Origin of the sequence: Enterococcus sp. AZ171 (assembly GCF_051714005.1) — a bacterium.
GTDB lineage: Bacteria > Bacillota > Bacilli > Lactobacillales > Enterococcaceae > Enterococcus_B > Enterococcus_B pernyi.
In genome coordinates, this window is sequence record NZ_JBIORA010000001.1 from 477,501 (window position 1) to 501,791 (window position 24,291).

General features: G+C 39.2%; 19 protein-coding genes and 1 pseudogene. 14 read left to right on the plus strand and 6 right to left on the minus strand.

Going from position 1 to position 24,291, the window contains the following annotated elements; translation table 11 throughout:
* Positions 1–91 precede the first annotated feature (91 nt).
* From IGJ49_RS02255 to IGJ49_RS02270, 4 genes are all read right to left on the minus strand, one after another.
* Positions 92–562 (minus strand): glutathione peroxidase, encoded by a 471-nt coding sequence (locus IGJ49_RS02255; protein ID WP_438722254.1) that lies wholly within the window; start codon positions 560–562, stop codon positions 92–94.
* A 297-nt stretch (positions 563–859) separates the two neighbouring features.
* Positions 860–1,318 carry an S-ribosylhomocysteine lyase gene (locus IGJ49_RS02260; RefSeq protein WP_019724149.1) on the minus strand — a complete coding sequence of 153 codons (459 nt, stop codon included), beginning with the start codon at positions 1,316–1,318 and terminating at the stop codon, positions 860–862.
* A gap of 152 nt (positions 1,319–1,470) precedes the next feature.
* On the minus strand, positions 1,471–2,619 hold the full coding sequence (locus IGJ49_RS02265; protein WP_019724150.1) for a cystathionine gamma-synthase: 1,149 nt from the start codon (positions 2,617–2,619) through the stop codon (positions 1,471–1,473).
* 48 nt (positions 2,620–2,667) lie between these two features.
* The gene (locus tag IGJ49_RS02270; RefSeq protein WP_224434507.1) at positions 2,668–3,585 is read right to left on the minus strand and encodes a PLP-dependent cysteine synthase family protein; all 918 of its coding nucleotides are present in this window, start codon (positions 3,583–3,585) and stop codon (positions 2,668–2,670) included.
* A 373-nt stretch (positions 3,586–3,958) separates the two neighbouring features.
* Here IGJ49_RS02270 and efp point away from each other — a divergent pair, with 373 nt between their 5' ends.
* Complete coding sequence (gene efp / locus IGJ49_RS02275) at positions 3,959–4,519, plus strand: elongation factor P (protein ID WP_349521561.1); 561 nt, start codon at positions 3,959–3,961, stop codon at positions 4,517–4,519.
* A gap of 61 nt (positions 4,520–4,580) precedes the next feature.
* Here efp and IGJ49_RS02280 read toward each other — a convergent pair whose 3' ends face one another.
* On the minus strand, positions 4,581–6,077 hold the full coding sequence (locus tag IGJ49_RS02280; protein ID WP_224434508.1) for a helix-turn-helix domain-containing protein: 1,497 nt from the start codon (positions 6,075–6,077) through the stop codon (positions 4,581–4,583).
* A gap of 354 nt (positions 6,078–6,431) precedes the next feature.
* Here IGJ49_RS02280 and IGJ49_RS02285 point away from each other — a divergent pair, with 354 nt between their 5' ends.
* The 5 genes from IGJ49_RS02285 to trhA all read left to right on the plus strand — a co-directional run bounded on the left by IGJ49_RS02285 (position 6,432) and on the right by trhA (position 14,710).
* Positions 6,432–9,878, plus strand: coding sequence for a SpaA isopeptide-forming pilin-related protein (locus tag IGJ49_RS02285; RefSeq protein WP_438722255.1), 3,447 nt, complete (start codon positions 6,432–6,434; stop codon positions 9,876–9,878).
* Entirely contained in the window at positions 9,875–11,227 is a 1,353-nt protein-coding gene (locus IGJ49_RS02290; RefSeq protein ID WP_438722256.1) for an isopeptide-forming domain-containing fimbrial protein, read from the plus strand. Before IGJ49_RS02285 ends, IGJ49_RS02290 begins: the two co-directional genes overlap by 4 nt.
* Entirely contained in the window at positions 11,224–13,092 is a 1,869-nt protein-coding gene (locus tag IGJ49_RS02295; RefSeq protein ID WP_438722257.1) for a SpaH/EbpB family LPXTG-anchored major pilin, read from the plus strand. Before IGJ49_RS02290 ends, IGJ49_RS02295 begins: the two co-directional genes overlap by 4 nt.
* A 39-nt stretch (positions 13,093–13,131) precedes the next feature.
* Positions 13,132–13,977 carry a class C sortase gene (locus tag IGJ49_RS02300; protein ID WP_065096265.1) on the plus strand — a complete coding sequence of 282 codons (846 nt, stop codon included), beginning with the start codon at positions 13,132–13,134 and terminating at the stop codon, positions 13,975–13,977.
* A 91-nt stretch (positions 13,978–14,068) separates the two neighbouring features.
* Positions 14,069–14,710: a PAQR family membrane homeostasis protein TrhA gene (gene trhA, locus IGJ49_RS02305; protein ID WP_010736330.1), complete on the plus strand. Its 642-nt coding sequence runs from the start codon at positions 14,069–14,071 to the stop codon at positions 14,708–14,710.
* A 46-nt stretch (positions 14,711–14,756) separates the two neighbouring features.
* Here the strand turns inward: trhA and IGJ49_RS02310 are convergent.
* Positions 14,757–16,183 (minus strand): annotated as a pseudogene (locus IGJ49_RS02310) (IS1182 family transposase).
* 341 nt (positions 16,184–16,524) lie between these two features.
* Here IGJ49_RS02310 and lysA point away from each other — a divergent pair.
* Genes lysA through IGJ49_RS02350 form a run of 8 tightly spaced genes read left to right on the plus strand, consistent with a single transcriptional unit; the run spans position 16,525 to position 24,281 of the window.
* Positions 16,525–17,781, plus strand: coding sequence for a diaminopimelate decarboxylase (gene lysA / locus IGJ49_RS02315; protein ID WP_019723557.1), 1,257 nt, complete (start codon positions 16,525–16,527; stop codon positions 17,779–17,781).
* Positions 17,768–18,574 carry a diaminopimelate epimerase gene (dapF, locus tag IGJ49_RS02320; RefSeq protein ID WP_438722258.1) on the plus strand — a complete coding sequence of 269 codons (807 nt, stop codon included), beginning with the start codon at positions 17,768–17,770 and terminating at the stop codon, positions 18,572–18,574. Before lysA ends, dapF begins: the two co-directional genes overlap by 14 nt.
* A complete protein-coding gene (gene dapA, locus IGJ49_RS02325; protein ID WP_019723555.1) occupies positions 18,571–19,452 on the plus strand; it encodes a 4-hydroxy-tetrahydrodipicolinate synthase in 882 nt (293 codons plus the stop codon). The genes dapF and dapA overlap by 4 nt, the downstream gene beginning before the upstream one ends.
* Positions 19,449–20,168, plus strand: a complete 720-nt coding sequence (gene dapB, locus IGJ49_RS02330; RefSeq protein ID WP_023519098.1) for a 4-hydroxy-tetrahydrodipicolinate reductase — start codon at positions 19,449–19,451, stop codon at positions 20,166–20,168. The genes dapA and dapB overlap by 4 nt, the downstream gene beginning before the upstream one ends.
* 1 nt (position 20,169) lies before the next feature.
* A complete protein-coding gene (dapD, locus tag IGJ49_RS02335; RefSeq protein ID WP_019723553.1) occupies positions 20,170–20,865 on the plus strand; it encodes a 2,3,4,5-tetrahydropyridine-2,6-dicarboxylate N-acetyltransferase in 696 nt (231 codons plus the stop codon).
* Positions 20,866–20,885: 20 nt separating this feature from the next.
* Entirely contained in the window at positions 20,886–21,881 is a 996-nt protein-coding gene (locus IGJ49_RS02340; protein ID WP_023519099.1) for an aspartate-semialdehyde dehydrogenase, read from the plus strand.
* Positions 21,878–23,227, plus strand: coding sequence for an aspartate kinase (locus tag IGJ49_RS02345; RefSeq protein ID WP_023519100.1), 1,350 nt, complete (start codon positions 21,878–21,880; stop codon positions 23,225–23,227). Before IGJ49_RS02340 ends, IGJ49_RS02345 begins: the two co-directional genes overlap by 4 nt.
* On the plus strand, positions 23,187–24,281 hold the full coding sequence (locus IGJ49_RS02350) for an amidohydrolase (protein WP_023519101.1): 1,095 nt from the start codon (positions 23,187–23,189) through the stop codon (positions 24,279–24,281). Before IGJ49_RS02345 ends, IGJ49_RS02350 begins: the two co-directional genes overlap by 41 nt.
* Positions 24,282–24,291 lie beyond the last annotated feature (10 nt).

Here is a 24,291-nt window from a genome sequence, read left to right on the forward strand (position 1 = left end):
TTTAAGTCGATCTAAGCTTCTTCTCTAAATAGAAATGAGTTTCATTTGACCAATAATCTAAAATGTTGATTGTCCAATTATTGCATCTTGACTAAAGAATGGCTTCGATTGCTTCTTTCATTTTTAATGGTGAAGTTTTTGGCGCAAAACGTTCAATTACTTGACCGTCTTTATCAATAAGGAATTTTGTAAAATTCCATTTGATTGCAGGTGTAAAAGTACCTGGTACTTGTTCTTTTAAATAATCAAATAGGGGATCAGCATCCCCGCCATTGATTACCGTTAGTTGATGCATGGGAAATGTAACACCATACGTTGTTCGGCAGGCTTCCGCAGCCTCATTTGCAGAAGCTACTTCTTGCTTGAATTGATTCGATGGGAAACCTAACACTACTAACCCTTTTTCCTGATACATCTGGTAAAGCTCTTCCAACTGTTCAAATTGCGGCGCCAAACCACATTTTGTTGCAGTATTAACGATGATCATAGGGTGGCCCTTGTATTTGTCCAATGAGTAAGTTCTCCCATTTTCTAATGTGACGTTAAAATCATAGATATCCATTCGTTTTTTCCTCCTATTTGTTGATGTATAATAAAGGGTTTGCTGACGTAGTCCCCTAAACTGAAAACATAATGAGCGAAAGTCAATGCCTTCGATCATTAGCCAACATGGAAGACTAAGAGATATTATTTGAGTTTTCTCTTAAAGTTCACGCCAAATTGTCTTTCTCATAACTTACCAAAACAAGCCGTAAAAGACAAAGATTTGGCATGTTCTTTTGTCTTTTACGGCTTATGACTATGAGATAGAGGTCACTTTCCTCAATCTCTATTATGATTAAATAAATGTATGGTCTGTTTATACTCCGACGTCTGACCATTCATCTCGTTTTGCTAAAAATTCACGCGCTAAAGCTTGTGCGCCTTCTAACGTATGGTTTGCAGCCCAGCCACATTGGATTTCGTTACTTGCTGGAACTTCTGTTGCTTGTAGCACATCTTTCATCGTTTTTTCTAAAACATCTAAAATATCGTCATAATTTTCATGATTGATGACAGTAAGATAGAAGCCTGTTTGGCATCCCATTGGTGACCAGTCTACAATATAATCTGCATGATTACGGATGTTTTCGGCAGTTAAATGTTCTAAAGAATGCAAACCTGCCATATCCATGTGTTCTTTGTTTGGCTGTTTGAAACGGACATCATATTTGATGATCAAATCGCCATGCTCGCCTTTTTTACGATCAGCTACACGAACATAAGGGGCTTTTACTTTACGGTGGTCTAAATTAAAACTTTCGACATTCATTTTCATATTGAATTACTCCTAACTATCTGATGATTCTTTTTAGGGAAATGAAAATCCTCTAAAAAGATTGGGTCGATTTATCTAAATTCTAACACTTATTGCAGGTCAGGTGTAGAAAACTGATTGATTTTTTTTCAATTCTTTAAAGATAAAATGGATCAGTGATTTTTCAATTGGGTAAAGGCTTGGTTCAAATCATCTAAAAGATCTTGGGCGTACTCGATTCCTACGGATAAACGAATCAATCCGTCTTTGATTCCAGCTTTTTCGCGTTTTTCTTTAGGTACAGAGGCATGAGTCATCACAGAAGGAATTTCCACTAAACTTTCGACACCACCTAAGCTTTCAGCGAGGATAAATAGTTGCAAAGCTTCTACAAAAGGAATTGCATCTGCGTCGTTTTTCAAGGTAAAGGAAACCATTCCGCTATAGCCGGACATCTGTTGTTTCGCAATTTCATGATTATTATGGGTTGTTAGACCAGGGTAATAGACTGCTTCAACTTCAGGATGGTTCGCTAATAATTCTGCTACAGCATAGGCATTTTTTTGATGTTCTTCCATACGCACACTAAGAGTTTTGATCCCGCGTTGCATCAACCAACTATCTTGTGGACCTAATACGCTACCGATGGCATTTTGATAGTAACCAATTTGTTCCGCCAACTCTTGGTTGTTTGTCGTAACTAATCCAGCAACGACATCACTATGCCCGCCTAGATATTTTGTGCCACTGTGTAAAACAATATCAGCGCCTAATTCTAAAGGTTTTTGAAAGTATGGTGTAGCAAATGTGTTATCCACGATTGTTAACAGGTCACGATTTTTTGCAATGGCAGCCCCTGCTTTCAAATCGGTGATTTTAAGTAGAGGATTACTTGGTGTTTCTAGGTACAAAGCTTTTGTATTGTCTTGAATTGCTTCTTCAATCTGTGCAAGATTACTTGTATCGACGATCGTATACTCTAACCCATTTTTTGTAAGAACATTATCAAATAAACGGAAAGTTCCACCATAGACATCATCGCCTAAGAGAATGTGATCTCCAGATTGGAATAAGGAAAAGACTGCATGGATTCCTGCTAGACCTGAGGCAAAGGCAAAGCCACGAACGCCACCTTCTAAGTCTGCGATCAATTCTTCTAAAGCAAAACGTGTTGGATTACCTGAACGTGAATATTCGTATTCTTTCGGTTGTCCAACTGCATTTTGGCGGTAAGTCGATGTTTGATAGATCGGTACGCTAACTGCACCGGTTGTCGGATCTTCACTAATACCACCATGGATCAATTTTGTTTGAATATGCATAATTATTTCCTCCAATTTCTTCATTGAGTTTATTGTGTCGTTTGTTGCTTACAGATAAATATTTTTTGATAAGTAACGATCGGACGTGTCTGGAAATATGGTCAGGATAGACTGTCCGTTCGGTAGACGTTGTGCTTCTTTTAAGGCTGCGGCAAAAGCGGCTCCGCTCGAGCTGCCTACTAATAATCCGTGTTCTTTTGCTAGTTGACGTGTGTAAGCAAATCCTTCAGCATCAGAAATCGTTTCAAATTGATCAATTGTCAACTCACTAAGAAAAGGGGGGACAAATTCAACGCCGATGCCTTCAATTTCGTGCCCATGTGAAGGACCACCATTCAAAATCGATCCTTCTGGCTCAACACCAATCAGGCGAAGTTCAGGTAAACGATCTTTTAGAAATTTTGCGGTTCCAGCAAACGTACCACCACTTCCAATACCGGCAACAAAACTATTGATTGACCCTTCCAATTCTTGAAACAATTCAGGCCCCAATGTTTGGTAATAAGTGGCTGGATTGTCTGGGTTTTCAAACTGCAAGGGAACATAACTATTTGGGATCTCAGAAGCTAATTGTTTACTTTTTTCGATCGCACCAACGATTCCTTCTTCTGTAGGAGTGTGTACGATTTTTGCGCCTAGTGCCTGCATGATTTTTTGTTTTTCTATACTAAATTTTTCTGGTACGACAAAAATTGTTTTTAAATTGAATTTCAAAGCTGCCAGACCTAAACCAATCCCTGTGTTACCAGCAGTTGGCTCAATGATCGTTGTTTCTTGATCGATTTTTCCGCTCTCAAGACCGGAAGTCAATAAATACAAACCTAAACGGTCTTTGATACTACCTCCTGGATTCAAGTATTCCAGTTTTGCATAGATCACGGAATCTTTTGGCATAGGAAAATCTTGCGCAGTAAATTTATAGACGGGTGTATGCCCGATTGCTTCAGTAATTGATGAAATGATCACGAATCCAAACCTCCAAAAAAGTAAAATAAAAAGGAGCTGACTATTTAATCAGCTCCTCGTAAGATCATAAATTGAAAAGACCAAGAAAGAAAACACTTTCACTACAGAAAGAGATCTTTCATTCAACTATGAAGGGCAATTAATAGACATGGCAAACAGTATGCTGTTTTTATACACCATACAACAACACTTCAATTGTTTTAAGTAATTGATTGCCATGTTTATCCCTCCAATAATGATTTAATTAAAAATAGCATGAAAAAATAAGAAAGTCAAAGACTATCATTTGAAAAGCAATAATTTCCTAGTTTTATAGACGTTTGTCTGATACAATAAGGGTGATTATGATTAAGAAAAAAAGGAGCAAAAAATAATGATCTCAGCAAGCGATTTAAAATCCGGAATGACATTTGTCCAAGACGGAAAATTGATCAAAGTAATTGATGCAAGCCATCACAAACCTGGTAAAGGAAATACTGTGATGCGTATGAAGCTAAAAGATGTTCGTACTGGTGCTACTTATGATACGACACTAAGACCAGACGAAAAATTTGAAAAAGCACACATTGATACAAAACCAGTTCAATACTTATACACAATGGATGATACAGCATTCTTTATGGATCTAGAAACATACGAACAATATGAGATCCCTGTAGAAACTGTAGCTGAAGAAATGAAATTTATCTTAGAAAACATGGAAGTTAAAATCCAATTCTTCGGTAGCGAAGTGATTGGTGTCCAATTACCAACAACAGTTGTCTTACGTGTCGTTGAAACACAACCATCGATCAAAGGTGCGACAGTGACTGGTTCTGGTAAACCTGCAACGATGGAAACAGGCTTAGTAGTCAATGTTCCTGATTTCATTGAAGCGGATGAATTACTAGAAATCAATACAGCAGAAGGTTCATACGTAAAACGTGCAAAATAACCGAGTGTAGTAAAAAAGCTTTTAAGCAGGATGCTTAAAAGCTTTTTTTTATATTAATCAGTTAATCAGCAAACAATGTTTGTAGTTTTAAATGATGGACTTCTAACAGTCGTTGATACAGATTTGTCTCAAAGTCTCTATAATGACAAAAATCAAGGACTGTATACTTAGAAGAATCAAGACCATTAGGAATCAGCAGGGGGGAACCAAAGATGAAAAAGTCATATTCTTCAGTGATGGGAAGCGTGAGTCGCTCGATATCTACAAAGGGGATCTTCTTGCCTAAATTCAAGATTTCTGCGGAGATCAGATGCTCAGAGACGTTGACAAACCCAACTTTCAATTTATAGTTTTCATCGATTTCTGAATAATATGGATAAAGTAAACTGGCTTGTAGAAAGGCTAATTCACTTACGCAAGATTTCAACCAGGTATAGTTTTTTCGTTGTGCGATTTTTTTCCAAAACCCTTCGATTTTGATTGTCAAGATACGTAAAAGTGGGTATTTATCTTGAATATAAGAAGAGATAAATAATGTGGTCAAAGGAATTTTTTGCTTGAACATGCTAAAGTTACCGATGGATAGATAGAGATTCAAAAGCAAAGCGGGCTCTTTTTCAAAATGGAATGTACCAATAAATGTCTGACAGTGCTCTTGAAATTCCTCTAAAATAGCTTTGATCTCATTACTCGGTTGTTGATAGGAATGTTGCACGATCGGCACACGAATATCTTGATTAGAGGTAAGAAACGGCCAATAATAGAACAAATAAAACAAAGAGTTTACCTCTAAGATATCTAAACGAAGATTCGCAATTTTGAAGAAGTCGTAAAAAAAGTCAATGTTTGTTTCACTTGGAATAAAGGAATCTCTCGATAATCGATAGATATCCGTAAAATGATTATTTTCGATCCTCAGCAAACAAATCAGACAATGGAGACTAGCTTGTTTTTTTCCTAAATCAAACTTATTCTTGTGTTGCGATCCTTCGTGCTTATAAATCAATGCGCGAACTTCTTGGCTGTAAGGAATACTATCCAGACTTTCTCCTAATGAAACAAACCAAAAGAAGTTGAAAAAAATGATACGAATCAGCATTTCAGAACCAGATAAGGTAAGATTCGATAAATTCAAATTGATATTGTACTCCTTCAAATATTCAGCCAATTTTTTTGTTTGTCGAAAACATGTTGAGCGGCTGATAAAATGGCGATTGCAAAAAGCTGCAAGATCTTCATCTTGTTCAGTCAGAAGACTGATCAATAATTTATAAGGAACACTTTCTGTTGATAGGAAATGTTGGTATTGGGTATATTGAACAAGTTGTTCAGGAATGGATAACTTGTTTTTAGTATGTAACAGTTTAATATCAGTAAATTGTTCTAAATCATCTTCTATAGCACATAGGATTTTTTTGAAACGGGTCGGACTGAAATAGAAATCTAAGTTTTCTCGTACATGATCTAAACTATATTCCCCCGACCATAAGGTCATTATCTTTCCATACACATTTAATTTCATTCTTGCATGGTCATCTAATAAAATTTTTTCAATCAATTCTTCACCTTCTTTTTATATTTTTATTATTAATACCGTATTTATTTTTCCTTGTAAATACTTGTCTCAATTTTCTAAAAAAACTCTACCGGATTTAGAAATATTTTTTTAAAATTTGTCTCAAAATTATTGCTCAATGAGTATATTTTGTGAGAGAAAAGAATAATAAATCGGTTTTAAATAACTAATCATTCAATGTATTCGTTTTACTATATCAAATTTAAAGCTACTTAAAATAACTGTAATTTAATAGTTAGAGACAAAAGAGAAGAGAACTAGAAAGATTAGTGAATTTTTTCTTTTTTTTATATTATCTAATTGAATTTTAAAGTTTTTCTAAGGAGGTATCCATAAATGAAGAAGCGAAATTATTTCATCGTTTTCTGTCTATTTTCTCTATTTTTCGTCACCTATTTCTATTTCCAAAAAGGAAAGACTGTGGCAGCTAATGAAGAGGCAACCATTGAAGTCTTAAATAATGAATATGGCAAAGTAAGTATTAGGAAAATAGATCGTCAGCTAACGGTCGTGTATCGATTAAATGAGCAAACACAAGAAAACAGATTTTTATTCCAGTTACATCCAAAAGATGCACCTGAAACGAATCTGCTTTCCTCTTATGTTTCTCAGGAATATCAAGAATACACAGATGAGCAACAACGAAAATGGCTAGCAAGTGATTTTTCTCAAGCCATTGAAGAAAAAGAATTGACCATTGAATTGCCGAGTACGAGCAAAGAATTTCAACTCAATATTCAGATAGAAGAAAAAACGGGTCAGTTACTTTTATCTGAACCAGCTTCCTTTTCATTTTCTATAGATAACGAGAATCAGGAAACTGCACAAACGAGTGAACCAACGTCTGAAACCACGACTTCTTCTGAAAACAGTGAGGTGTCGGATGATTCATCGATAGCTAAAAACGAATATCGTCCGTTTGAACAACCACAATTATTCAATGAACAGTTGAAACCTAAAGGGTTAGCGACGATTGAACCGGAATATACCACAGATGAGCAAGGAACCTATCCGCAAGCGATGTGGCAACCGGAAAATGACGAGAATGTACGAAATCATCAAGGGAATCGTCATGGTCAATCACAATGGGATGGATTGACGAATTGGGATGGTGACCCAACCAATCAAAACAATTCTTATATTGAATATGGTGGGGAAAAAGAAGAAGCCGATTACGCAATCCGTAAATTTGCCAAAGAGACAGCGACTCCTGGATTGTTTGACTTGTATCTGAATGTTCGAGGAAATACCCAAAAAAATATCCCTCCTTTAGATGTCGTTCTGGTTGTTGACTGGTCTGGCAGTATGAATGAGGACAATCGTATTATTGAAGTGAAGAATGGGATTGATCGATTTGTCGATACCTTATCAGAAAGTGGTGTAACGGAAAAAATCAATTTAGGTTATGTTGGTTTTTCTAGTGAAGGCTACGACAATCGAACGATACCGATTGCAGGATTTGATTCTGTAAAGGAAGAAATCCAAGCAGCCACACCTGATTCAACAAGTGGTGGTACGTTTACTCAAAATGGTTTACGTCAGGCAGGCGAGATGTTGTCTGAACAAAATGGTCACAAAAAGGTGATCGTTCTTTTGACTGATGGTGTTCCGACATGCTCCTATCACGTATCAAGTGTGGTGACTGAAGAGGACGTTAGTTATTATGGCGCGACTTTTAGCAATCAAGTCGATCATCCCGAATATACTTCAAAAATTTCCCCGCCTTATCTTGTACCTGTTAGAGACCAATATTCACAATGGCGTTGGATCAATTCAACGTTTACAGCAACGATTGGTGAAGCAATGGCATTGAAACAACGAGGAATCGAGATCCATGGCTTGGGTATACAGTTGCAAGGAGATGAAACTGAAGGCATCACGAAAGAGGAAGTAGAACGTCGAATGCGTAAGATGGTTTCCACTGGTGAAGACGGCACGGCATATTATGAATCTGCCAATGAGTCTACAGATATTGCTGATTATCTAGCCAAAAAAGCTGTGCAGCTTTCTGGAACAGTCGTTGATGGAAAAATCACTGATCCAATCATTGATCCATTTGTTTATCAACCAGACAGCGCTTCTGTTACAAGTGTAGGGACAACCCCTCTATCGATTGAGCCACTTCTCTCTATTGATGGGCAAACGATCAACGTCGATAAAATCTATTTAGAAAAAGGGCAAGAAATCCAACTACATTATCAAGTGAGACTCCAAACAGAAAGCAAAATGTTCGAGACTGATACTTGGTATCAAATGAATGGGCAAACAATCTTCCAACCAACGAGCAACCCAGATGTTCTTGCTAAATTCGGTGTGCCGTCAGCCAAAGCACCAGGTGTATCTCTTGATTTTTTCAAAGAATGGGAAGAATTTGATCAAGATACGACGACTCGACCAGAGAAAGTGATTTACGAAATCAAGCGAACAGGAATCACCGAAACATCTAGTTGGGAAAGTGGCTATGTACAATTAAGTAAACCGGAAGAGGAGAACACCAATGTTTGGGAGCGAACCAATATCACCAAACTTCTAGCGTCCAGTGAAGCGTCTCGTGAAACCCTCAGCTTGCCAAAACACAACAATCAAGGGCAAGAATTTCACTATGAAGCGGTGAATGAGTTAGATGTACCAGGATATCAATCAGAAAAAGTCAACGCAACGACTTGGAAAAATAAAAAACAATTTGTTCCTTTAGATTTAAAAATAACCAAGAAAACTTCGTCAGCTGACCATCTCCTAAAAGGAGCAGTGTTTCAACTAACGATTGAAGGTCAGGAGATTCAGCTGATCGACCATGAGGATGGTACCTATTCATTGCCAGAAGGCACACGCCTTGAAAAAGTAAAATCTTATACATTGACAGAAATCAGTGCACCTGCTGGACATGAAAAATCGGAAAAGCAGGCGTGGGAAATTGCTATTTCTGACAATGGGGAAGTAACAGTGGACAAACAACAAGCTACAGTCACTGATCAAGTGATCCAATTGACGATTGAGAATCCATTTGCAGACCTTCCGATAGCCATAAGAAAATATACCGAAAAGGACAAACAAAAAATCAATCTGGCAGGAGCAACTTTTGCTTTACAAATAAAAGGAGAAACAGGAACCTATCATACACTGAAAGAGGAAGTTACCGCGTCATCAGGATTGGCAGAATTCGTGATACAAAAAGCGGGTGAATATCGCTTAGTAGAAACAGCAGGACCGCTTGGTTACGATACGATTCCAGGAAACTATGAATTTAAAGTTGACCCTTACGGTACGATTCTCTATGACGGAGAAAATGTAGAGGAAGATACCGTTTGGACATTGACGCATATGAATCAAATCAAACCTTTTGATTTAACAGTCCTAAAGCAAACGGATACAGGACAGGTGTTAAAAGGGGCAGTCTTCCGACTATCCGGTTCAGATGGACAGGTTGAATTACCAAACGACGATAAAGCAACTGATACATTTGTTTTTGAGAACCTAAAACCGGGTGAGTACACGTTGGAGGAAATCAAAACACCAGAAGGTTATCTGGGGTTAGAGCAACCCGTACAGATCGTTATCCAAACGGATGGAAAAGTAACTGTAGATGGTGAACCATCAGAAATCCAGTTACAAACTGATCATACGAACAACCAAATCCATTTGGTCATCACCAATCAGGCATTGATCCCACTGCCTGAAACCGGAGGATCTGGCCGACTTGGCTTCCTATTATTAGGTATCCTTGCGATTGTTTCATTTGTCGTTTATTTAAGGGGGATGAGACGAGGAGGCATTTCAAGTTGACCAAGTATTATTGGTTCTTGCTGTTGTTGCCTTTTCTGTTAGTTGGTGGTGCCAAAACGTGTATCGCCCAAACACAAGAGATGGTCCAGTTGATTGTCCATACTACGCAACCCTCATCAGATAAACAAACGGAATCTCATAAAGCGAGTTTTGCGGTTTACGATGTGACAAAATCATTTTATCAATTACGTAAAAAAGGATTTACTGTCGAAGAAACACAACAAATCATTGCGCGACAAGGTACTTCAGCAGGTTCTTTTCTAATGGAAAAACTGGTGAAGTCGAACAATGATGGAGAAGATGTAGCAATCTTTGATCTACGTGAGTCAACGAATCAAATAGGTAACGTTTATTTAGTGAACGAAACCACTCACATAGCAGATGCGTTTGTAGGATCACAAAATGTAGTCGTGGTTTTGCCTCTTTATGATTCATATGATCATCCACAAAAGGCAATCCATCTCTATCCTAAAATGAACCAAGAGCCATCTGCGATCGTCTTTGAAAAAAAGCTTGTAGAGGAAAAAAATACTTATTCGATTGGTGAAAAGATCTACTATCAATTGGATATCCAGTTTCCAAATGGAATAGCAACTGAAGAAACATGTGTAGTCACTGACAGTGCGACGAAAGGGTTGGAGTTGCTAACTGAATCGCTCAAAGTCCACAGTGAAGAAAAACGCTTGGAAAATCTGACGTTTCATAGCCATAGTCAAGGATTCAGTATTGCGTTTAACGGTCAAGACTTGCAAGATCTGGCAGGTAAAACAGTGAGGATCAACTATCAGATGCGTTTACGACAAGATGCAATCGCTGATCAATCGATCATCAATCAAGCGACATTAGATATCGGAACAGCATCATTGTCACGAAGTACACGTATTCGAACAGGAGGGAAGTGGTTTCAAAAAGTTACAAAAGATAAGGAACAACAGGTGCTAGAAGATGCAATGTTTATGATCAAAAACCAACAGGAAGAATACCTGCATTTGAAAGATGGAAAATATTGCTGGAAAAAACGAGCAAGAGATGCAATAACGCTGACTTCTGATCGAAATGGCTTATTTTCCATCAATGGCTTAGCAGACGGAGAATATTTACTTGAAGAAATCAAAGCACCAAAAGGGTATAAAAGAAATCCTTATGCTGTCTCGTTTGTCGTAAAAAGTATGTCATATGCCATCAATGGACAACCTAGTGAACCTTTGAAAATCACTAATCAGAAACAAGAAACGAGTTTTCTTTTTCCAAAAACAACTGACGAAAAAATAAGTGTTGGTATGATTGGTGGCATATCGATCATAGGTAGTTTCATTATTTATCAAAAGAACAGGAGTAAAGAAGAATGAAGAATAGAAAAAATTTCAAAAAAGTATTACTATGTCTTATTTCATCACTACTTACACTGGTGGCATTACTTCCTAATCCACAAGTGTTTGCTGAAGGAATGGATGCACAATTGGTGATCCACAAAAAGAAAATGTTAGATTTCCCACAACAAGAGATCCAAAATACAGGGAAAGAAATGACTGAATTCAACAACTATCAAGGGTTGGCAGATGTGACGTTCCATGTGTATGATGTCACCGAATCATTTGCTGAAGCAAGAAAAAATGGCGCGACGATTGAAGAAGCAAAAGCGATCGTCCAATCACAGACTTCTGGCACAGCTCTTCTTTCTGGTACCACAGACGCTCAGGGGGATCTTTCTTTAGCATTGCCAAAAAAACAAGCTGGAAAAGATGCAGTTTATGTGATTGAAGAAGAAGCAAAATCAGGAGTAACAGCTACTGCAAATATGGTTGTGGCATTTCCAGTATATGAACTGATCAAACAATCCGAAGGTTCATATCAATATGGGACAGAAGAATTAGACGTAGTTCATTTATATCCTAAAAATGTCGTGGAAAATGAAGGAACGCTGAAGGTCAAAAAAGTAGGTTCAGCAGAAGGCGAAGCACTAAACGGTGCGGAATTTGTCATTGTGAAAGAAGATGCAGGTGTTGCCAAATATTTGCATAGTGTGGCACAAGGAATGTATACATGGACAACTGACAAATCTAAAGCAAAACACTTTGTGACTGGCAAAAGCTATGAAATCGGTGAAGAGGACGTTGCTGAAAATGAAGCAGAGAAAGGTCAAATACTCATTACTGGATTAGAAGTTGGCGAATATGTGTTAGAAGAAGTAAAAGCACCTGAAAATGCAGCGATGATTACTGAGCAAACGAAGACACCATTCACAATTGTTGCTGGTAGCCAAACGCCAGTTGAACTTACAGTGAAAAATGATACGACGAAAGTAGAAAAAGAAACGCCGCAATTAGATGGGCAAGACGTAGCAATCGGAGAACCGATCAATTATGAGATCAGCGTCAATATTCCTCTTGGGATCGCGGATAAAGAAGGATCAAACAATAAATATACCACCTTCAAATTGATTGATACACATGATCCAGCTTTAACATTCATGAACCAATCAACGGGAGAAACAGGTTATGCACTTTACGATGGTGAAACGATCATTGATTCAACAAATTACCACGTAACTGAACAAACAAACGGCTTCACAGTAACGATTGAACCAACTTATATTCCTTCATTGACTCCAGGTGGTACGTTGAGTTTTGTTTATTACATGCATTTGAATCAGTTAGCAGAACCAACCCAAGGCTATAACAACGAAGCAAATGTTGATACTGGACATACGACAGATCAAACACCACCAACTGTGGAAGTACTGACAGGTGGGAAACGATTCATTAAAGTAGATGGAGCAGTAGCTGATATCAAACCATTAGCAGACGCTTCGTTTGTGGTACGTGATCAAGATGAAGCAACAGCGAAATATTTGATCATTGATCCAGTAACAAAAGCAGTAGCGTGGACGACTTCACAGGAAGAAGCAACGATTTTCACGACAACAAGTGATGGATTAGTGGATATCACAGGCTTGTCTTATGGTACGTATTATTTAGAAGAAACAAAAGCACCAAACAATTATGTGAAACTAACTGAACGAATTTCGTTTAAGGTCGATCAGCAATCTTATGCTGTTGCAGGTGAATTGGTTGCACCAGAGAAAGTACCAAACAAACACAAAGGGACATTACCAGCAACTGGTGGCAAAGGCATTTCATTGTACATTTTCTTAGGTGTGGTTTTACTGACAATCGTGGGTGCATACTGGCTAAAACGACCAAAAGTTAAATAGTATCAAATGAAGAACAAGTGACTCGCTGAGGAGAATAAAATGAAACAAAAAAAATGGCGTCTGTTAGATCTAATCATGTTCTCGGTATTTTTTATCGGTGTCCTCAGCTTGGCGTATCCTTTTGTCAGTGATACGTTGAATAATTATCTCGACCAGCAGATCATCAAAAATTATCAAAAAAAGGCAAAGTCTGAACATGCGACAGAACTTGCTGAATTACAAAAGCGGATGATCAAAAAAAATGAACAACTGGCATCAAACGTAGCGATGCCAGAAGCAGACCCATTTTCCAAGAAAAAAAAGAATGATCAAAAATCTCAGAAATCGTATATCGAATCACATACCGTTGGTGTTTTGACGATCCCCAAAATCAATGTCAGCTTACCGATTTTTGATCAAACAACGACGAAACTATTGGAAAAAGGCGCTTGTCTGCTCGAGGGCACCTCATACCCGATCGGAGGTAAATCGACACATGCGGTACTTTCCAGCCACCGAGGCTTGCCGCAAGCAAAATTGTTTACAGATTTACCTCAATTAAAAATAGAAGATCACTTTTATATTGAAATCAATGGACAGTATCTTGCGTATCAAGTCGATCAGATTAAAACCGTAGCACCGACAGAAACAGAAGCGCTACAAATCCAAGAAAATCAAGATTTAGTCACACTGGTTACTTGTACTCCGTATATGGTCAACAGTCACCGTTTATTAGTACGCGGACACAGGGTCGCTGTTGAACCAGAAGAAATAAAAGAATCGTTAGAAAAAGTGAAACGGGCGAAGCGTACTGCATTTTTACTCGTAAATGGCTTGATCAGTGTGTTTTTGTTGCTATTTCTTATCATGATGATAAAATATTTTACAAAAGTTATTAAAAAATAATATAGTTTCGGAAACTAGATGATAAAGTTTTTGTAAACAGAACATCTTTCATGTATAATGAAATTGAACAAACGAAATGGAGTGGATCAAGATGGAGATAGAATTTAGCCGAAAGTACCAGATCGTCAATGAAGTATTAAATGCGGTGACCCATGGGATTGCAGCTTTGTTAAGTCTGCTTTGCTTCAATTTGCTGATGGATCGCGCCCATACGACCTTAGATTATGTCGCTTTTGCGATTTATGGTAGTTCTCTTTTTCTGCTATTCTTTTCTTCTACGTTATTTCATAGTTTGATTTTTACGAAAGCAAAAAAAGTATTTCAGGTATTTGATCATTGTTCGATCTACCTTTTGATTGCTGGAACCTACACGCCATTTTGTCTGCTAGTCGTGCAAGGAACGACAGGACTAGTTTTGCTAAGTGTTATTTGGGCGACAGCAGTGATTGGCATCATCTATAAATGTTTGACTTTAACAAAGACAAACAAGGTATCAAAAGTTTCAACGATCATTTACAATGTGATGGGGTGGGCAATCATCGTTGTGCTACCTAAGCTCTATCAGAATATCGATTTGACTGGCTTGCTACTGCTAGTTGGCGGAGGAATCGCCTATTCTGTGGGATCACTATTTTATAGCATGAAAAGCAGACGATTCACCCATGTGATTTGGCATCTATTTGTCATGTTAGGTGCAGCGTTGATGTTTTTAGCAATCTATGTAAGTAATTGATTTAAGGAAAATATGATTCAAAAAACTGACCAATTTATTGGTCAGTTCAGACTGTAGACAAAAAGGAGTGGCTTAATTGCCAACTCCTTTTTATTAGTCTTTGTAGAAATTTGAAATAAAAAGCCATAGGCTTTTTTGCTTTCCATAGCCATGAGGCTAGTTTTTTTAAATTCATGGCAGCAAACGTAAGCATCGTGTGCGTGGCGACTTTTTCGAGACCTCGATATTTTGTCCAACGCATACCATGCTTTTCTTTTGCATCTGCAACTATTCGTTCAATAGTTTGTTTTCTCTTTTTATAAATTTCTCTATTCAACGCCGTATGGCGTTGGTGTTCAAGTTCATCCATAAGATCCGCCCAAACATGTCGAGTTACTATTTTTTGATGTTTTGTACTCAAAGTACAGTTTTTAAGTAATGGACAACTCCTACAGAATTTTGGATTTGATTTATAGGTTCGATAACCATCACGAGTGATAGTTGAAAATAACAACGGTTGATTATTGGGACATAAATAGCAGTCAAAATAGGCATCATAAACAAAGTCTTTTTTACGAAACATTCCTTTTACTCCATGAGGTACAGTATATGGAAGAATCGGGTAGAGTTTCAAGTGTGACAGAAAATGAACAAATTTAGGCGTCTTATATCCTGCATCAGCGACAACACGCTTTATATTTGGAAAAGCTCTTTTCGACTGTTTGACCAGATCGATTGCGACTTGGCTGTCATGTACATTTCCTGGTGTGATTAATGTAGATAAGATAAAACCATTATCTTCACAGGAAGTATGCGCGGAATAAGCAAATTGTTTTTCTCGTTCACCTTTAACATAGTAACCACTTTCTGGATCTGAATGACTTATTTTTTGAAGACTCAACTCACTTTCTATGTCCACGTAAAAGGACGTTTTCCTACAGCAATACGTTCTTTATTTATTTCATCTTCTAATTCATCTTGATAAGCTTTAGCTTGACCGTAGGTCATTTCTTTTGTGAACTTATGTTTATTGGCATTTGCCTTAATATGAGTAGAATCAATATAAAGGTTGTCTTCCGTAACGAAGCCAGCTTTTACAGCTTGTTCTAGAATATGAGAGAAAATGTCTTCAAATAAAGTTGTTTCTCTAAATCTTCGAACATAGTTTTTACCAAAAGTAGAGAAATGCGGGATAGGATCCTCGAATGAATAACCTAAAAACCAACGATAAGCAACATTTGTTTCAACGTCTTTAATGGTCTGTCTCATCGAACGGATACCAAATAAATATTGGATAAATACTAATTTAATTAAGACCACTGGATCAATACTGGGACGACCATGGGTCGAATACGTAGATTCTACAATGGGATAAATGAAATCAAACTGAATCGCAGCATCAATCTTTCGAACTAAGTGATCTTTAGGTACAAGATCATCAATTGTTAACATAGCAAATTGATTTCTACCTTCAATCGATTGTTTTCTCATCATTAGAATCACTCCCAGAATAGTTTATACAATGAGTATAAAACAAAAAAACTGCAAACAACACTCCAAATTTAGGAGTTTGTCTACAGTCTGAACTGACCAATTTATTGGTCAGTTTTTTTGTCTATTTCTAAGAGAATTATGTGAAAATAAATAGTGGTTTTTTATTTTTTGTTTTCTGTATGCAATAAAATTGAAAAATTAAACATTTTTGCTGAAAATAGCGATTTAAACTAGACAATTCAAACAATTTTGTTTAATATTATTCAAATAAAATTCAAATTATAATCTAAGGATATTTCAATTTGATGAGAAAATAATTTTTTGAAAAGAGGGAAAAGAGAATGACAGAATTAACGATCGGCGAAATTCCAGTGAGTCAATTAGCAAATGAATATCAAACACCCCTATATGTGTATGATGAAAAAAAGATGGAAGAAACGATAAAGTCGTTTAAGCTGAACTTTGATTCTGATTCTTTTCAAACAAAGATCTTGTATGCGTCTAAAGCCTTTCAAACGGTAGAATTACTCCATCTAATTGCTGAACAAGGGTTAGGTCTAGATGTCGTAAGTGGTGGGGAGATTTATACCGCGTTACAAGCTGGATTTCCTTTAGAAGATATTTATTTCCATGGCAACAACAAAACGATTGATGAATTAAGATATGCCATTGAAAATGATATACGCCATTTTGTTGCAGATAATGGGATGGAAGTCGAAGTCTTGGAAGAGTTAAGCCGAGAATATCAGAAAAAGCTACAGATCATGTTGCGATTGAACGTAGGGATCGAAGCACATACCCATGAATACATCGTCACCGCACATATCGATTCAAAATTCGGCATGCTTTACGATAGCGATGTTTGCCAACAAGCGATTGCACGTATCCAACAAAGTGAATTTCTTAGATTGGAAGGCTTTCATGCCCACATCGGCTCACAAATCTTTGATATGACTGCTTGGCTGGCTGAGATCGACCAGCTGGTTACCTACCTTGAAGATTTTCAACAACCGCTTTCTTTAAATCTGGGAGGGGGCTTTGGTATCCGTTATACCGAAGCGGACACACCTTTACCAATTGCAGAATCAGTCAAACATCTGGTTACACACACAGAGCAGACGCTAGCTGACAGAAACTTAACGATCGATCGCTTATTGATTGAACCTGGGAGAAGTATCGTTGGTGAAGCCGGAACAACACTTTATACAGTCGGCTATATCAAAGAAACACCTCACAAGAAATATTATTTTGTGGATGGTGGGATGACAGATAATATTCGACCGGCACTTTATCAAGCAGAATATACCTGTGATTTGGCAAATAAACTAGACATTGAAAAAACAGAAAAAGTGACGGTTGCCGGAAAAATGTGTGAATCAGGAGACGTGGTGATCCAAGAAACACAGTTGCCTCCTGCAGAGCCAGGTGATCTTCTGGCAGTGTATGCCACAGGAGCCTACGGATATTCGATGAGTAGCAATTACAATCGTGCACTGCGACCAGCAGTTGTTTTTGTCAAAGATGGCGTGTCGAGAGAAGTCGTGCGTCGGCAAACTTATGCGGATCTATTGAGAGGAGAAGTCTATGCAGATTTATAAATATAATGGTTGTGGCAATGACTTTATTCTCTTAGATTACGATGAAACGATCGACTATAGTCATTTGGCTCAAAGCTTATGTGCACCTACGGCTTACGATACGGATGGATTGATTGCTGTTAAAACCGAACCTTTAGAAATGATCTACTACAATAAAGACGGTAGCCGTGCGCCGATGTGTGGCAATGGTATCCGTTGTTTTGCCAATTATGTCAGCGATCAACAATTACTTGAAGCGCTACAATTTGCGGTCAAAACGCTTGCTGGGATGATCCATACGACAATCCATTCACGAAAGCCTTTTTATTGCACAGTCGACATGGGTTCGCCGGACTACCGACCAGAGAAAGTAGGCGTAGCGCAATCAACACCTATCATCAAACAAACGCTGACGATTGATGAGCGAAAGGTAGAGCTGACTAGTTTATTCATGGGGACGATCCATACAGTTGTTTTTGTTGAAGATGCGTTGGCTGAATTAACCAAAGAGACTGGAGAAAAACTCTGCCATCATCCCTTATTCAAAGAAAAAACAAACGTCAATTTTGTCCAATCTGTCAATGAAGAAGAATTGATCGTCCGCACGTATGAACGTGGGGTCGGTTGGACACTAGCTTGTGGTACAGGTTGTTGTGCAGCGTATGTCGTCGCAAGAGATCAAGGCTACCTTTCCGGCTTACAAGCGACGATTCATTTAGAGCAAGGCGATTTACTGATTTCTGGCGATAAAACGATCACGATGGCGGGACCAGCCACATATGAATGGCATAAAAATTTGGAGGTAGAGGCATGATCAAAGGTTCGATTGTCGCGTTAGTGACACCAATGACGGAAACAGGTGCAGTGGATTATCTAGGCTTGGAGCAGCTGATTGCGTTTCATCTGAAAGAACAAACAGACGGCTTACTGGTCCTTGGAACAACTGGGGAATCACCCACACTATCTGAGGAGGAAGAGGAAGAGATCGTACGATTCACCGTTGAAAAAGTCAATGGACGTATCCCAGTGATTGCTGGTGCAGGATCAAATGCAACGGCGAAAACGGTCAAGAAAGTCCAACGCTTTGCTGAACTTGGGGCAGACCAATTATTAGTGATCACCCCTTACTATAATAAAACGAGTGATGTAGGGTTACTGGCTCATTTTAAAGCGATCGCAGACGCTTCCTCGCTACCAATCATCTTATATAACGTACCGTCACGAACAGGGATGACGATTTCGTTACCTGTATTAACAGAACTAGCGAAGCATCCACGAATCATCGGCATCAAGGAAGCCTCTGGTGATATGTCCTATACAATGGAAGTGGCGCAACTGATTGATGAATCATTTGCACTATACAGTGGCAATGATGATTTGATTTTACCTATTCTAAGTATTGGTGGTATCGGTGTGATCAGTGTTTGGGCAAATATCCAGCCAAAAGTAGTCCATGAAGTAGTTCATGATTACTTAAACGGAAACAGTCCTTCAGCAAAAGAAAAACAATTGACTCATTTAGCGTTGATCAATGCCTTATTCAGTGAAACCAATCCAATTCCAGTGAAAGCAGCAATGAATCATTTAGGCTTACCTGCTGGACCATTAAGACTACCACTGATTGAATTAGGCGAGGAGAAAAAGCAACAACTTATCGCACTGTTAACAGAAAACGGAGGGGCAAGCACATGAATATAGGGATCATCGGAAGTGGAAAAATGGGTAAGCGAATTGCAGAAGTTACCGAAGAATATCAACATCAGCCATTGAGTTTGACCGAATCCTTACAAGCAACGGAGGAATTATCGTTTGCTCAGACACCAGCAGTCATGATCGATTTTTCTCATCCAGCTGGTTTGGATAAAATCTTGCGATACAGCAAAGCTCACCAAGTCCCACTGGTGATTGGCACAACAGGCTATACCGAAGAGCAATTTGCTGAAATCGCCCAAGCAGCTCAAACGATCCCTGTACTCTACAGTGCTAATTTTTCATTAGGGATCATGGTGATGAATCGCTTGATCAAACAAGCAGCTAAAGACTTAGCCAGCTGGCAGATCGAATTAATCGAAAAACACCACAGCCAAAAAAAAGACGCACCTTCTGGCACAGCCAAGCGCTTAGTAGAAACACTACAATCTGTTCGAGAGCTGACGCCTGTCTATCAATGGGCGGACAAATCACGAGAAGACCAACAAATCGGTGTCCATAGCCTACGTGCAGGCTCTTTTCCAGGAGAACATGAAGTCCTTTTTGCAACCAAAGATGAAGTTCTTTCAGTGAAGCACGAAGCCTTTTCAAATCGAATTTTTGCAGAAGGGGCAGTTCAAGCAAGTATCTGGTTGGCCGAGCAGTCAGCCGGTTCATATCAATTAGAAGATTTATTTGAACCTAGAGGAGGAGCCTAAGTTGAACGCACAAGAAATCATTCGTTTTATTCAAACAGCAGAAAAAAAGACCCCAGTCAAAGTTTATTTAAATGTATCAGAACCTGTCGAGTTTCCGAATGCGAAAGTATTTGGTGAAGTGCATAGTCCAATCGTTTTTGGAGATTACAAAGACATCGCGCCGGTACTAGAAAAAGAAGCGGAAAAAATCTTAGCGATCGAACTAGAACAAACTGCTAGAAACAGTGCAGTTCCTTTACTGGATGTCAAAGACATCAACGCTCGCATCGAACCAGGCGCTGTCATTCGTGATCAAGTGACCATCGGCGATCAAGCAGTGATCATGATGGGCGCTGTGATCAACATCGGTGCTGAGATCGGGGATCATAGCATGATCGATATGGGAGCAATCCTAGGCGGACGTGCGACTGTCGGTAAGAATTGTCATATCGGTGCTGGAGCTGTGTTAGCTGGAGTCATCGAGCCAGCTTCCGCTCAACCAGTAGTGATCGAAGATGGTGTATTAGTTGGTGCGAATGCAGTGATCGTCGAAGGCGTTCGTGTTGGAAAGAATGCAGTCGTCGCAGCAGGTGCAGTCGTTTTAGAAGACGTTGCCCCTGAGACGGTCGTTGGTGGTACACCGGCACGTGTATTAAAAATAAAAGATGATCAAACCAAAGAAAATACCGCATTGATTGCAGCACTAAGAGAATTGTAGACAAAGAAAGGATGAAAAACATGCGCGAAATAGATACCTGTATTGTCGGAGCGACGGGATTAGTCGGTCAAACTATGTTAAGAGTATTAGAGGAGTACGATTTTCCAGTAGGAAAACTCAAGCTTTTAGCATCCAAACGCTCTGCGGGGAGTCTGTCTGTGTTTAAGGGAAAAGAGTATGTTGTCGAAGAACTGACTGAGACTTCTTTTTCTGGGTATGATTTGGCGCTTTTTTCAGCTGGAGCATCCGTGTCTCAAACATTTGGCCCAATTGCACGTCAAGCCGGCTTAGTAGTCATCGATAATTCTTCAGCGTGGCGAGAAGATCCTACGATCCCGTTGATCGTCCCTGAAGTAAATCTAGAGGATCATACGTTAGATCCATTGATTGCCAACCCAAATTGTTCGACGATCCAGTCCGTGTTACCACTGAAAGCACTACAGAATACCTTTGGTGTGACACGTGTCAATTACACGACGTATCAAGCTGTTTCAGGTTCAGGGCAACAAGGGATCGCTGATCTACAGGCGACAAAAAATGGTGAACCAGCAACTTTTTATCCCCATGACATCAGTCAAACGGTCATTCCAGAAATCGATCGCCCAATGGAAAATGGGTATACCAAAGAAGAACAAAAAATGATCAATGAAACGAAAAAAATCTTGCATCAACCAGATTTGCCTGTATCTGCGACTTGTGTCCGTGTACCGATTGAAAATGGCCATGGTGTCTCGATTGCTGTTGAGTTAGAAAAGGAATTTTCATTGGAACAAATCCGTGCTTGCTTCAGTCAGTTTCCAGGGATTTTGGTTGTCGATAACTTAGCAGAACACCAATATCCCACAAGTACATTAGCAAGAGGCACAGACCAAGTATACGTTGGGCGTATTCGTCGCGACCTCTCTGTTGAAAATGGCTTACTCTTTTACACCGTGGCTGACAATATTCGCAAAGGCGCTGCGGCTAACGCGGTGCAAATTGCTTTGGCGCTTCTACAAGAGGAGGTCCTTTCATGAAAGTCGCAAAATTTGGTGGAAGCTCGATGTCTCATGAAGAACAGTTCCGTAAAGTCCGTGAGATCGTGTTAGCTGATCCTAATCGAGAAGTCGTTGTCGTTTCCGCTTTAGGAAAAAGAACCGATGAAGACGATAAAGTGACCGATTTACTCTATTTGATCCATGCGTATCTTCAACATAAGGTTGATTGGACGCCACTATGGGAACGGATCACACAACGTTTTATTCAAGTTAGGGATCTTCTGTCACTCGACTTTCCGATTGAAAAAGAATTAACCACGATCGAAACACATCTAAAACAGGAAAAAGTGACGATCGATTATTTAGTCAGTCGTGGGGAGTATCTGACTGCGCAATTGATGGCGGAATATTTAGGGTATACCTTTGCAGACGCAAGTGAGCTGATCTACTTTGATTATGAAGGAGGCATCGACTTTCCGCGTACAGAGCAAGCAGTACGCGAGATGTACCAGAAACACCAAAAGTTGATCGTCCCAGGATTTTATGGTGCCAACCCAGCAGGAAAAGAAAAATTACTTGGTCGTGGGGGCAGTGATATTACCGGCTCCGTTTTAGCAAGTGCCTTACAGGCAGATCTTTATGAAAATTGGACGGATGTTTCAGGCATCATGATGGCAGACCCAAGAATCATTGACTCACCGAAAGTCATTGAAGAGATCTCTTTCCGTGAATTACGAGAAATGGCTTATATGGGTGCCAATGTCTTGCATGAATCCGCGATTTTTCCTGTACAAGAAGCTGATATCCCGATCCAAATCAAAAATACGAATCGACCGAATGATCATGGAACAAAAATCTCAAATCATGAAGTCGAAAAAGAAAATGGATTGACGGGAATTGCAGGAAGAAAAGACTTTCTTTCAATCACCTTGTTCAAACGACATATGTCAGACGAGATCGGTTTTATTTGGAAAGCCATGAGTATTTTTGCAAAACATGGCATCTCGATCGAGCATATCCCCTCTGGCATCGATAATATCGGTGTCGTCGTTTCGGCGGAATTGATCATGGATAAATTGTTTTTGATCACGAAAGAATTACGTGAGGAATTAGGCGTAGAGGAAATCGAAATCATCGAAGACTTGGCTTTGATTTCTGTTGTAGGTGGCCCACATAAGGAACCAATTGGACTTTCTGGAAAAGTATTATCGATTTTGAATGAGTTAGAAATCAGGACCTCGATTTTATCGCAAGGTGCGCAAGAGTTGAATTTGATCATCGGCGTACCCAATACACAATATGAAACCGTGGTAAAAGGAATCTATGAAGGGATGGTGAGGCGACATGTTGGCAACACACCGAATGGCGTTACATCAAATTCCTGAACTTGGCTTTCATGAATTTAAAACGAAAGAATACCTTTACGAACAAATCAAAAACTGTGGTGGCGTGATCCATGAAATCGATGAGACAGGCTTGTTGGTTTATTTTGATCAGCAACAAGACACAACGATTGCTTTTCGGACAGATATCGACGCGTTGCCCATCACTGAAGCCACAGGGTTACCTTTTGCGTCTACACACCCAGGATTCATGCACGCCTGCGGACATGATGGTCATATGGCAATGCTCTTAGGATTGACCGATTATATTGCCACGCACCGTCAAGAGATGCGGCACAATATCGTCTTGATTTTTCAACCCTCAGAAGAAATTGCTGGCGGGGCAGATAGTGTGATCCGTTCTGGGTGGTTGGAACATTACAAGGTACAGGCAATCTTTGGTTTTCATTTATGGCCAGGCTTGCCAGAAGGAAAAGTATTTTCACGACCAGGTGCGTTGATGGCGCAAAGTAGTGAAACAGATATCATCGTCCAAGGCAGATCTGCGCATATCGCCTCAAGCAGTCAAGGCATCGACAGTCTAGAAGCAGCTGTGCGTTTTATGAAACAAGTCTATGACTTTGATGAATCTCTGCCAGAAAACCTTGAACATCTCTTGAAATTTGGTCAGATTACAGGTGGGACGATCCGCAATGTCTTAGCCAATGAAGTCGTGATCTCAGGCAGCATTCGTTCATACAGTCGTAAGACCCAAACGGACTTAAAGATGCAACTAGCACGACTAGCAAAAGAATTCCAACAAACTTCCCCAGCGAAAATCTCATTTCGTTATAACGATGGGTATCCTGCTGTACGTAACGATGAACAGTTGTATGCAGCACTTGCCCACTCAGAGTTATTACATGAGTTGGCTGAGCCTGTCTTACAAGCAGAAGATTTTGGTGTTTATACGGAACACTATCCTTGTGTCTTTTTCTTCTTAGGTGTAGGTGATACACCAGCCCTGCATGATGCCACCTTTGATTTCGACATGGCTGTTTTAGAAAAAGGATTGGAATGGTACCAAACAATCCTTTACACCGAGGAACTTTTCTGAAAAAATAAGG